At 34.2% G+C, this 13,056-nt stretch carries 12 protein-coding genes; all 12 read right to left on the reverse strand.

Translation table 11 applies throughout. From position 1 onward, the window contains the following. Positions 1-55 precede the first annotated feature (55 nt). Positions 56-1,993, reverse strand: coding sequence for a M13 family metallopeptidase (locus tag FD26_RS00210; protein WP_103429328.1), 1,938 nt, complete (start codon positions 1,991-1,993; stop codon positions 56-58). 248 nt (positions 1,994-2,241) lie between these two features. Next, complete coding sequence (locus FD26_RS00215; RefSeq protein WP_057866439.1) at positions 2,242-2,706, reverse strand: universal stress protein; 465 nt, start codon at positions 2,704-2,706, stop codon at positions 2,242-2,244. An 18-nt stretch (positions 2,707-2,724) separates the two neighbouring features. After that, positions 2,725-3,945: a carboxylate--amine ligase gene (locus FD26_RS00220; protein ID WP_057866517.1), complete on the reverse strand. Its 1,221-nt coding sequence runs from the start codon at positions 3,943-3,945 to the stop codon at positions 2,725-2,727. Between the two features lie 351 nt (positions 3,946-4,296). Beyond that, positions 4,297-5,460 (reverse strand): BspA family leucine-rich repeat surface protein, encoded by a 1,164-nt coding sequence (locus tag FD26_RS00225; protein ID WP_057866440.1) that lies wholly within the window; start codon positions 5,458-5,460, stop codon positions 4,297-4,299. 664 nt (positions 5,461-6,124) lie between these two features. Further along, positions 6,125-8,035 carry an asparagine synthase (glutamine-hydrolyzing) gene (gene asnB, locus FD26_RS00230; RefSeq protein WP_057866441.1) on the reverse strand — a complete coding sequence of 637 codons (1,911 nt, stop codon included), beginning with the start codon at positions 8,033-8,035 and terminating at the stop codon, positions 6,125-6,127. Positions 8,036-8,049: 14 nt separating this feature from the next. After that, positions 8,050-9,219, reverse strand: coding sequence for a metallophosphoesterase family protein (locus FD26_RS00235; protein WP_057866442.1), 1,170 nt, complete (start codon positions 9,217-9,219; stop codon positions 8,050-8,052). 118 nt (positions 9,220-9,337) lie between these two features. Next, positions 9,338-9,862, reverse strand: a complete 525-nt coding sequence (locus FD26_RS00240) for a GNAT family N-acetyltransferase (protein WP_057866443.1) — start codon at positions 9,860-9,862, stop codon at positions 9,338-9,340. Between the two features lie 62 nt (positions 9,863-9,924). Beyond that, positions 9,925-10,602 (reverse strand): hypothetical protein, encoded by a 678-nt coding sequence (locus FD26_RS00245; RefSeq protein ID WP_057866444.1) that lies wholly within the window; start codon positions 10,600-10,602, stop codon positions 9,925-9,927. Continuing rightward, positions 10,592-11,422 carry an ATP-binding cassette domain-containing protein gene (locus FD26_RS00250; protein ID WP_057866445.1) on the reverse strand — a complete coding sequence of 277 codons (831 nt, stop codon included), beginning with the start codon at positions 11,420-11,422 and terminating at the stop codon, positions 10,592-10,594. The genes FD26_RS00245 and FD26_RS00250 overlap by 11 nt, the downstream gene beginning before the upstream one ends. Continuing rightward, a complete protein-coding gene (locus tag FD26_RS00255; RefSeq protein ID WP_057866446.1) occupies positions 11,419-11,910 on the reverse strand; it encodes a hypothetical protein in 492 nt (163 codons plus the stop codon). The genes FD26_RS00250 and FD26_RS00255 overlap by 4 nt, the downstream gene beginning before the upstream one ends. 36 nt (positions 11,911-11,946) lie before the next feature. Further along, positions 11,947-12,492: a DNA-3-methyladenine glycosylase I gene (locus tag FD26_RS00260; protein WP_082596200.1), complete on the reverse strand. Its 546-nt coding sequence runs from the start codon at positions 12,490-12,492 to the stop codon at positions 11,947-11,949. Positions 12,493-12,545: 53 nt separating this feature from the next. Next, the gene (locus tag FD26_RS00265) at positions 12,546-13,031 is read right to left on the reverse strand and encodes a universal stress protein (RefSeq protein ID WP_057866447.1); all 486 of its coding nucleotides are present in this window, start codon (positions 13,029-13,031) and stop codon (positions 12,546-12,548) included. Positions 13,032-13,056 lie beyond the last annotated feature (25 nt).

The raw sequence follows: 13,056 nt of genomic DNA on the forward strand, positions 1-13,056 counted from the left end.
CAACGACTTTTAAATTTTAGTGCACACTCGTCATTGAGGATTATTTATTTATTTTTTACCAGATATTAACTCTCTTATCAGGATCAAGCCACATGCCATCTTTTTCTGTAACATCAAAGGCATCGTAGAATTCATCCATATTTTGAGCCATTACATTAGCACGCAATGGAGCTGGTGAATGAACATCAATCGAGAGGAACATTTCTGTCAATTGCTTAGTTGACTTATTTCTCCAAACTCTAGCCCAGTTAATAAAGAACTTCTTTACATCGAAGTCGTTTTCTTGTTTAGCAGCTTCTAAAGCACAACGAAGTCCACCAACATCAGCTACGTTCTCACTGACAACTAAAGTACCATTTACCTTACTGCCAGCATATGGAATTCCATCAAATTCATCAATCATCTTTTGAGTCAATTGCTTGAACTTAGCATAGTCTTCCTTAGTCCACCAGTCGTTCATATTACCGTACTCATCAAATTGAGCTCCGTTATTATCAAAGGCATGCGAAATTTCATGCGCAATAACTGCACCGATACCACCAAAGTTTTCACTGCTTGTTTGTTTCAAACTATAAAATGGTGCTTGTAAAATAGCGGCTGGGAAAGTAATGTCATTTCTTGATGGATCATAACAAGCGTTAACCATATGTCCTGGCATAAGCCATTTTGTTCGATCAACTGGCTTATGATATTGGTCCAAGGCATCTTGAGTAATGATCTTTTTAATACGGGAAACATTGTCATACAATGAATCATTCTCATTAATTTCAAATTTACTGTAAATATCATCAATTTTGTCGGGGTAACCAACTTTAATGACAATTTTATCCAATTTAACAATTGCTTTTTTCTTAGTATCTTCACTTAGCCAAGTATTTTGAGAAAGACGTTGTTCGTAAATAGAGATCATCTTTTTGACCATGCTACGGACATCTTCTTTAGCCTTTTCGCCAAAATACTTTTTACCATAATATGTACCAATAACTTGACTAAAAATACCTGCTGCAAAGTTATAAGCATACTTAGTTCTATTTTGAAGTTCCTTAGCACCACTAAGAGCTAAACGATATTCGCCAATTGTTTGACGGAATTCTTCATCAAGAATTGAAGCATTGCCTGTAATAAACTTAACCATGATCCATGCCTTGATATTTTCAAAGGTATCTTCATTAACTAATTGATTGAGATTCTTCAAATATCTTGGTTCTTCAATGATAACTTGATCAGGCGTGTCATTAATTAAGTCAACTACTAAACTCTTCAAATCTAAACTATCTGATTTAGTAATAAATTCACTGAATTTCATTGGATTATAGACTTTAGTGTAATCAGCCCATTCTTCAGAACTCTTAACAATTGGAACCAATGATTTATCAAAAGCTAGAGCCTTTTCAACAATATCCTTGGCATTATCCAACTTATAGCCGATCATTGACAGCAAGCGGCCAGCAACTTCAGCATATTTAGCCAATAATTTCTTACCTGATTCATTCTTTTCATCATAATAAGATTTATCAGGCAAAATTAAACCAGCGCCTTGAACATAAACAACATTCTTAGCTGTATCTTTCATATCAGCTTCAATTCCGATATCAATTGGCAAAGCAAAACCATCTTTAGATAGTTGAGCTAAATTATCGCTCAAGTCCTGCAAGGTTTCTAAGTCGCTGATACGTTGAATATCTTTCAAAATAGGTTGCTGATGGAATTTGCTTAAATGATCAACGTTGTTAGCCAAACGATAAAGTTTAACTGCTTGCAACATTAAATCATCGTTAATTTCATTCTCGTTATTTGCAAATTCATGGAAGTCTTTCATAAGTGTTTTTTCAACGCCTTCGTCCAAATCCATGAAACCGCCAGTACGTGACTTATCTGCTGGAATTTCAGCTTTTTCTTGCCAAGCACCATTTACGGCTAAATACAAATTATCTTTATAGTCAGCGGGTTTAGCATCAATCATGTCTCCTGTGCCACCGACAATTTTACTCATAAACAATATCATTCACCGCCATTAGTTTTAGTGACTACTATATCACTCTTTATATTTTATTAGAATAATTATCAACTTTTTGTTAATTAGAGATTATCATCCTGTATAGGAAAATTTTCGTAAAATTCAGTAAATATAACTTTGGAAAAAAATCTCAATTAAATCCGTAATAAAAAAGGAAAAACCTATATAACAGGTTTTCCCTCAATAAATGACCTTATGGGCCCTCATTTATATATTTATCTTAGTTATCTAATAACGCTAACTGAACAACGAGCGTTGTTAACAATCTTAGCTGCCTGTGAACCGATCGTATTACGAGTACGATTCTTTTCTTCAACTCCAACAATCACTAAATCAGGTTGAAAACTTGGAATAACTTTTTCAACGATGGTCGTACCTGGTGCTCCTTCAGTAACCATTAAATGAACATCTTTAACTCCAAACTCTTCAGCCTTTTGACCATACAAGCCCAAAAGCTTTTTAATTTCTGAACGACGTTCTTTTAAAACTTCAGGATCAAGCGACTGAAAGATATTTAAATCTCCAGTCTCCAAGACAGATACAATTCCTAGTTCAGCATCGTGATGTCTTGCCAACGAGCAGGCATAATTAAAAGCATTTTTTGATGACACAAAATCGTCTGAATCTACACAGATCAAAATCTTGGAATAGTCCACTTTTTCAACTTTGTAATTCTTTATTTCGTCCATCGGTAAAATCCTCCTAAATTACTTAAAATCGCGTCCTTTGTTCTCTTGGAAGTACTTATCAAATCTCTTTACATAATTATGGAACATGTATGTCAACAATAACCAACGTCTGAAGGAACGGTCTTTGTCATAGAATACAGTTGTTCCAACACGATCTTGTTTGATCAATTCATTGGCATAGTCTGTTGCATCGTTCTTAGCAGCATACTTTTTGAAGACTTTAACCGGAACACCTAGCCACAACTTATGTTGAGCTTTGTTCTTGTTAGCATAAACTGTTGGTTCGTTCTCAAGACTACCATCTACGTAATCTTCAACCACATATTTAGCCAAATTATAACCATTCAATGTTACAAAGAAGCTACTTCTACCTTGGCGTAAGTTGATTTCAAAGAACTTGAAAGTCTTATCACGTGAATCATATTTCATATCAAAATTGGCATAACCAGTAAATTCAATATCCTCAAGGAATTTTTGAACACGGTCATAAACATCTTGATTAAATTCAGGGATAATAGCTACGTAATTACCAATTGATTGTGGTGTAGGATCTTCCAAAATTGGATGACCTAAACACATCATTTTGACATGGTGATCTTGATCAACATATGCATTCAAAACACGCATATTAGAGTCATCGCCTGGAATAAAGTCTTGTAAAATTAAATCAGACTTGTATCCATTGTCATAAATTTTTCCAACGATACTCATATATTCATCTTTTGAGTGAATTGTGAAAGCCTTTTTACGACCTTCAAAATGAATATCCAACCATTCAACACTATTAGCAGGTTTCAAGGCAACTGGAAAATCAAATGGTACATCCATATCTTTATTATTTTCATACATGTCTTTTGTAATAATTTTAGTCAATGGATGTGGCAAACCATGTTCGTCAGCAACATGATAGAAACTTTCTTTATTATTCAATGATTTTAATAAGTCATAATCAACATATGGACAAACAAATGTCTTAGATAGTTCTTCCTTATGCTTACTAATAAGTTCGGCATAACCATCCCCACAACCAATTAAAATAACTGGTTCATCATGGTTTTGATAACTTTTAGCAATTTCACGCATTTTTTCAATAAAAACAGGATCTTCTGAAAATCCTTGGTGAAGAGTCAAGTCTAAGATTTTTGTATATCTAGTAGGTGCTAATTGAATATCGGCATAGGCTTTAACAGTGCCCCCATAAAGTTCATGGAAAGCCCGGGCCATTCCGTAAACATTCATATCACTACCTAATAATATAGGCGTGAATTTTTTTCCTGATTCAGTTTCGATAGGGATCAACCTCTTACTATATTAATTCTATTTTTAATTTTTCACACATTTCAACCAAAATTATACCATATTCAATTTATCACAACGAGTACAGCCGTGACATTTAATTGTAGAGGCTTATTATTTTCTTAATTTATGGCAAAGAAATGCCTTAATATCAAGTTATTTAAACGATCATTACCAGACTCAACTTGCTGAGTATTTTTTTAATTATGGTAACGCCATAACGCTCTAAAAGATTTCAAAATTAAATGTATTTCTAAAAAAAACGCCAATTCTTATTGAATTGACATTAATTTTTTAGGCCTTAACTAAGTCCACTTTGTCGGAATCTACAAATTCATTAGGACTTATTTGGTAATATTTATGATTATTCAATATTGCAACATTGGTAGTCTTCCAAGTACTAAAAGCACCCAATCCACGATTAACAATCGTTTGAGCATGACTATTTACCAATTCAGTAATAATAGCATCTCTAGTTTTAACTAAGTTCTTACTATTAGTACATTCATAGACATCACTTGCTTTAACCCAAGCATTGCTTGGTGTACGGTAGTAAATTTGACCATCAAGATCCTTTTGACGATTGCTGAACCAAGTATAATTTTTATCCAATATTTGGCTATCAATTTTCATTCCATTAGCATCATACAATTGAGCAAACTTCAAATCAGGATGAACTGTCACATATTTATTAAATTCTGTGATAGTCCCTTCGTCTTTATCGGATATTTCTTTCTTAGGTGCTGACTGTTTTTTATCAGCTACATAACTGACAACATCGGTACTAGAAAGTTTGTTCTCCAAGGCCATAACTGTCACGTTTTCCTTGTCAGCATGGTAGCCATCCTTTTGAGGAACGGGAATTGTAAACGTGCTGCCCACAAAATCTGGTTTAATTTCTTCAGGAACATTGACGACCAAGTTTTCAGTCAAATTAGAGTTGATTTGAACTGTTGAAGGACCATGATACTCTTTATCTGGTCTAACTACCCAATTTCCCCTATTAGACTGTGACAATAGTTCTTCAGAGGTAATTCCCTTTTTATCAGATGGTTTAGGATTATTCCTTGTTCCTTTGCCGACACTGACCCACATATGATCAGCCAATTTAAGATCTTCTTTTGGTTTAGCGGGCACCACAAATTTTTCACCTAATTTTAAAGACTTCAAAGCACTAGATGATTCAAACATATTTGACATAGTTTTAACTTTTTTCGTATCGAAGTTAGATAGATCAAGTTCTTCTAAAGTTTCACAGCCGGCAAACATTCCACTCATATCAGTTACTTTACTAGTATCAAATTTAGTTATATCAAGTGTCTGTAAGCCACTGCATCCGGCAAACATATGTGACATATTTTCCACTTGATTAGTCTTAAAATCTGAAAGATCAAGCTCTTTAAGTGAATGACAGTTTAAAAACATTTGGCTCATGTCTGTAACCTTACTTGTATCCATATATCTTCCCCCTAGGTTCTAAAATGATTTCCCCTGAAATCACTTTCAAATTAGAAAATAACAAATATACTATACCAGAATGAATTTAGATACGATTATTTTTAGTGATATTTTTATGTAATCTTAACTTTATTGATTATTTTGTTGTTTAAAAATGTCATCTTCCACTACGCTAGGAATGGTTTGGAACGCCATGGACGTCGTTTGAAACCAATTGAAATTCAAATCGTTTCCAAATCGAGTCTTATTCTAGGCCGGCAAAAATCGCCGACTAAGAATAATCTCATGACTTAGATCATCCTAGCTCCGCTCCAGATTAGTATATTGGTTGGTATTCATTAGCTTTAAACTTACTAAAATGATTCAATTTATTAATTTAAAACCATACAACAATTACACTAGTCTGGAGCAAAAATCGCAATTGGCTCAGCTGCAAAATTGTAGTTAGTGGGTTTCCCAATTAGTACAAGACCAAACTTGGAGACCGCAGGGCTCAATGTCATGTCTACAGCGTTCCAGCAAAATTGTGATTTTTGTGGAACGCGGCATACTTTAAAACCACAAAAAAAGAGCTAATAATAAATGTCATCAGCTCTTTCGTATTTAAATATTTAAAATCAAAAATCATACAACAATTATCTTTGTTGTGGAAGACGGCATTACTTTAAGCTTTTTCTGTTTCTGGAATAACTACTTGAGGATCAACGTCTGGTTTCTTACCATTTTCGATAAAGAAGACTTTATACCAAATCAAGAAGGTATAAATTGCCCAAACTTTACGACGATCATCGTTTTCACCCTTGTAGCAGCCATCAAGCATCTTCAAAATTGCATCTTGATCGAAGAATTCAGCTGCAAAGTCTGAAGCAAATAGCTTACGGAAATCTTCATAAACTTCTTTAGTTCTGATCCAATCACGAATAGGAACTGGGAAACCAAGTTTTTCACGTTTAGCCCATTCTTCTGGAAGAGCACGTTCAGCAGCAACACGAAGTGCATACTTGCTGTCTTTACTGTTCAAAAGATATTTAGTGGGTACTCCTGAAGCTACTTTGGCAACTTCCTTATCTAGGAATGGCACACGTAGTTCCATTGAGTTAGCCATACTCATACGATCGGCTTTAAGTAAGATATCGTTAGTCATAAATTGATGGAAATCAAGATATTGCATCTTCTTAACTTCATCATCATAATCGCTAACTTTGTTATAACTTCTCATAACAATATCTTTTACTGAACGTGATTTTTCAAATTCTGGTTTAACCAAATCGGCTGCTTCTTTTTCAGTAAAGATTTTAGCTTGTCCAATAAAGAACTCTTCTGCTTTAGCAGTTGATTCATACAAGTGCAGTCTTCCTGGGAAATTAGGCATCTTCTTTAGTCCATGAGCTAACTTATACTTAACGCCCTTAGGCAATTTCTTCAAATCTTCAGCAATTACACGAACTGCTTTGGAATGAGAATGGAAACCGTAGTTAGCATAGCCAGCAAACAATTCATCAGCACCTTCACCTGAAAGGATAACTGTTACATCACGACTAGCCAACTTCGTTAAGAAGTAAAGTGGCACACATGAAGGATTAGCATCAGGTTCATCCATATACCATTGGATCAAAGGAAGTGACTTAACGGCTTCTTCCTTAGTTACGATTCCACGAGTATTTTCCAAGCCTAACTTGTCAGCTAATAGTTTAGCTGCAGTTCCTTCTTCGTAAGTACTTGTATCAAAGTCAATTGAATAAGTATGTTGTGGTTTCAAAATAGCTGTAACATAACTTGAATCAACACCACTTGACAATAATGAACCAACTGGCACATCACTAATTTCGTGTTCTTTAACTGAATCACGTAAAGATTCGTCAATTATCTTAACGGTTTCTTCAAATGACAAGTGATTTTCTTTGAACTTCATATCCCAATATTTCTTGATGCTTAACTTGCCATTTTTAAATGTAAAGTAATGGCCTTCAGGAATTCTGAATACATTCTTAAAGAAAGTCTCATTCATAGCTGAATATTGGAAAGTCAAATATGGCTTCAAAGCGGCTTTGTTTAATTCCTTTTTGAAGTTAGGCTCTTTCAAGAAAGATTTGATTTCTGAACCGAAAATAAATGTACCTTCACGGTTGTAATAATACAATGGCTTAATACCAAAGAAATCTCTGGCACCAGTAATATCGCCAGTCTTCAAATCATAGATAACGAAGGCAAACATTCCACGAATTTGTTTCAATAAACCTTCGATACCCCATTCTTCAAAACCATGAAGCAAAACTTCAGTATCAGTTTCAGTACTGAAAATATGTCCTGCTGCTTTTAAGTCTTTTCTAACATCTTGATAATTATAAATTTCACCATTAAAAATAATGGCCTTTGATTTATCTTCGTTATAAATTGGTTGCATACCACTGTTAATATCAATGATACTCAAACGACGGAATCCTAAAGCAGTATCTCCATCGACAAGTTCACCGGAACTGTTTGGTCCACGGTGTTTGATTGTTTCCATCATAGCTTCAATTACAGGCTTCTTGTCTGCAATGTTTTTATCTACGAATCCGACGATTCCACACATAAAATAATTCTCCCTTATATTTCAAAACTTACATACCTTGTTGCGGCTCCGTAACCAAAAATCTGCAAGCGTAGTTTTCTTGAGTCAATATTAATAAAATACCCTGCTAATTCAGAGACCTCATTATATCGCCTATCCCACTTCTTGTTATAGTCGGTCGTTAATCCATGTTTCTTACCCATAAGGGCTGAACAATTTAATATTATATGATTAATTTCAGAAACTTTGTAGTTTTTTTCATAATGCATATGACCACAAATATAAGTTGTTACCTTAGAAATGCCTGTAGATGAGAAGTTATAGCAAATATTAACTCCAAAATCTCCAGTCAATTCATTTTTTAACTGACCAACATCCTTGTTATTGAAAGCGACTAACAACTGCTGTACTAAATCACCATTAAAGTTTAAAGCACTTCTTCCACTAGGACTAACAATATTAGCATGTCCCATTACAACAACGTGCTTATCAACTGTATTTTCTAGAATAGTAGTTAAATCTTCTAATTGCTGTTCTCTGACTCCTCTAACTTTCTTGAAGTCATACTTTTTCGAACCATTGCTTAAAATGTAAGGAATGTCACTGGTATCAATAAAAATAATACGAATATCGCCTTTATCATACCAGCCAATTTTAGAAACAGGATTTAAACGTAGAATTTCAGGTTGTTCAAAATCAGGTTTCGTTACTATTGAATCATAATCATCTCTATGAAATGAAGCAGTTTTAAAGAAGCGATGCTCATCGTACTTGTCATTCTCGTCATGATTACCCTCAAGAATAAAGAATGGCGGTTTGCTCTTTTGATAATTCTCAACAGCAAATTGTAAAATACCACGGCTAATCTCTGGTTTATCGCTGCCATCCATTAGATCGCCTAAATGGACATTGAGGTCTACTCCAACGTCATCGCTGACTTTATTGGCCTCAATGATATGCCGCATGCCGTTGATCCCATAATAGGAAGCACTGACAACAGCCTTCGCATGAGTATCAGTTAGAACAGAAATTGTAACTGTATCATCATTGACATTGGGCAAAACATTATTCTTGTATACGCCCTCAATATAATCAATAACAAACGGTCTAGGCTTTAATCTTCTCAAGAAATTATCAGTTTGAGTTGAAATAAACTCTGAAGGTCTTGGTGATAGCACCTTTCTTGCAATATTATTAAATTTCAATTTACTGTTCTCCTAATATCCGATACTGTGAATACAAATATATTAAAAAAACCACCTTAACGATGGTTAATTATGCTTCAATTATATATCAAAAATAGTGAAAATAATCTTTCAATGCTTATTTCAAAAGAATTTGATAAGCCAATCTGACACCATCGTCTTCATCCATTGTTATAGTGCCTTTTTCCTCAAATCCATTACTAATTATAATATGTTGCATTACCAAATTATCGGGATGCGTATCAATTCTAACATCACGATATCCTAAATAATTAGACATTGTAAACAATTGTTGAATCAGAGCTGAACTAAGATGCTCGCCTTGATGGTCAGCTTCTATCGCAATACGATGAATAATTGAATAGGTTACATCAGAATCGCTGTCCCATGAACCAGAGTTCATTTCTTGATAGTTTTTGTCATAACCTTGTTGTAGAGCAGCAGTTCCTACAACCGTACCGTTAAGAACTAAGACATAGCTTATATCTTCTTGAATATCCTGTTTTAAAATTTCTTCATTAGGATATCCTTGCTGCCATTGTTCAACGCCACGGTCCCGTAAGGTTTTCTTAGCACCATCAATAATATCGATAATTCTTGGCAAATCGTCAGGAGTTGCCTGACGAAGATAAATATTACTCATTAAATTGCCTCCTTACTTCATCAGAGTATTAAAACAGAAGTGGATATTAAAATGCAACAGTTTTACTTAAATTTTTTACTGTTTTTGTAACAAAATACACTGATTCCATAAAGAACTAATGCATACAAAATTACTTGACCAGTTATTGGTAACAATTGTTGTATCGATCCATTTTTCTGTAAAGTTACAATTATTTTTGATAACGGAGGTAATAACCACTCCACATAGTCGAGCATACTGATCACACTACCTGACAAAGCTAAATAAATGAAAACTAGTATGCCAACTTGTCCTAGACTAGGATGATTATACCATTGAGTTTTAAAGAGGGTTGCAATTGCACTGCCCAACATCCCAACAGATATTAAAGTAATAATTCCGACAACGTCTAAAAGTAAATTTTGACTCAGTATCAAACTAAAAACAAAAACCAATATCCCCGAAAAAACATTTACAATTAATGCCATCAAAAATTGGCTCAAAGCATCAGCCCAATAACTATTAACTTTTTGTTTCAAATATTTATTCTGACGACTATCGTTGTAATACAAATTCATTGTAGAAAACAATGATAAGAAAAACATCCCCAAAACTAACAAATTGTATTTTTTTATACTGCCAATTTGTAACAGTGGATCGGCAGTAAGGCCAAAAACAATAATAGTAAATAAAATCGTTAAATACAGATAATTTTGAAAAAACATCTGTAGGTAATTTTTCAATAAGATTTTAACTTTCAATTTCTTTGTCCCCCTCAAACTGATAATTGAGTTGAACCATTCTTTTTACAATTGTATTTCTTAGTGCCACAGGAATTTTCATTTCTATCAAGTTATTTATATTCGACACAATGTATTTTTCCAAATCGGGAGTAATAGCAATCGAATTAGGATTTACTCGAAAAATCAAAGCCACTTCCTGATTAGGTTCCTCTTCTATCGAACTTGCTAGAGATAAATTATTATCTTTTAGCAGAAAACTCTTATCGATGCATTGATTGATACGCTCGTCAAATTCAGTTCCTGCCAAAATGATGCCTGAACCATTTTCTTTCAAATCTTGAATCAGTGTCAGCATATTCTTAATTATAGAAGAACTTTGAAACGCAAAAGGTTCATCTAGTAGCAAGACATTTGGATGACCTGCCACAGCTGCTAAAAATCCTACTCGACGCCTGATTCCCCAAGACAATTGTTGAACTGAACGATCTAAATAAGGGCTAAGACCCATAAAAGTGATCATTTCTTTTAATTGATCTTTTCTAACAGCTAGCTTTTTAGATAATAAACGAATATTTTCTAAATATTTTCCAACTGTAGCCTCAATTATCTGTGGATCATTTTGTGGCAAATAGCCTATCCTAACTCCTGGCGTATATTCAATCGTTCCGCCATCCGCCATTCTATTATCAGTTAAAATTTCTAATAGCTGCGTTTTACCGCTGCCATTGTCGCCGCTAATGCTGATAATTTCATTTTGTGATATAGAAAAAGCTACATGCTTAAATGCAAAGTAGCCCTCGTTTTGCAATGATAAATCATTGACTGATATTAATTTCATTTTTGCCAGTTCTCAATTGCATTAGCAGCTAATCCAATTGAAAGAATTGCGTCTCGAGAAATAGAATTTCTTACATCAGCGACAATCGTATTATCGTAAACAGCACCAATAACAGTAAACGAATAATTAATCAAATCAATATCAGTCTTGGCTTTATAATCACCAGTTGCATATGGATCTTCATGATTGTAAGTAAAATTAATTTCATGTCCAGCTAAAGAACCATCCACGTGATTTACTTGAACACGATCATGCAATTCACTGAGCTTATTATCAGGACTTTGCAAAGTTAAACGATGGTCTGATTCGTTTTGATAATATTCATCTTCAGTCATATCAAAATACTCTTTAATAGGCTTTCTCAACACTTCCAATGAGTCCAAAACATCATAGACCTTTTGGGCATCAAATTCTTGTGACTTATCTTCAAGTTGCTTTCTATTCGTATAGAGCCAATCGGCTAAAGTGCTAATAGTTTCAGAATTCATAATTATCCTCCGTCTTCAATACCATTATACTAATTTTTACTTGAAATCACAGGTGTCAACATGATCATTAATCACGCCAACTGCCTGCAAAAATGAATAGATAATGGTTGGTCCTACAAAACGGAAGCCTTTTTTCTTTAAATCTTTACTGATTTTTTGCGACAATTCCGTTTGTGCAGGTATTTCACTCATATCACTATAATGATTAATTATCGGTTTATTATCAACAAAATGCCAGATATATTCAAAGAATTTTTCATTATTTCGATGCATTTTTTCAATTAATTGCGCATTATTGATTGAAGAATCAACCTTTAGTCGATTTCGAATAATCCCTTTATCCTGTAATAGAGCCGTTCGTTTCGCTGCATCATAATTAGCAATTTTTTCAATCTCAAAATTATCATAAGCCAGACGATATGTCTGACGTCGATTTATGATGGTTGACCAAGAAAGACCTGCCTGAGCACCTTCCAATGTCAACATTTCAAAAAAATACTGCTCATCATGGCTCGGATGTCCCCATTCTTTGTCGTGGTATTCTTGCATTGCTTCTGAACTATTAGCCCATTCGCATCTCATAAGATTATCCTCCATAAAAAAAAGAACTGGCATCTGCCAGCCCAATTATCAAACTATTTCTTCTTATCAACAAGCTTCTTATTATCAACATCAGTTCTAACGATAATAACATCAGTTCTTGCATTTCTTGTAACGTATTCAGATACAGAGCCTACCAACAAGCGAGTAACGGCATTCATACCAGTTGAACCAATCATGATTAAATCATTCTTATATTCTTCAATGAATTCTTGGGAAATAACTGTCTTAGGTTCTCCGAAACGAACGTGAATATCAATGTCGTCTTCTTTGAAGCCATCTTTAACGGCACCCTCTTTTAATTCATTGAGATATTTTTGAGCATCTTCAGATAGTTGGTAAATTACATCCCCATTGAGCATTCCACCATGTAATCCGATGAATTGTTTTGTATCCAAAACAGTTAAAACATCTAAGTGTCCACCGTTCATTTGTGCAACTTTCACAGCCTTCTTGAAAGCCATCTCAGCTTCTTTTGATCCATCTACCGGAACCAAAATTCTCTTATAATCTTGTTCCATAATTCCATCCTCCAATGCACTTATT

The organism is Companilactobacillus crustorum JCM 15951 (assembly GCF_001434585.1).
Classification (GTDB): Bacteria; Bacillota; Bacilli; order Lactobacillales; family Lactobacillaceae; genus Companilactobacillus; species Companilactobacillus crustorum.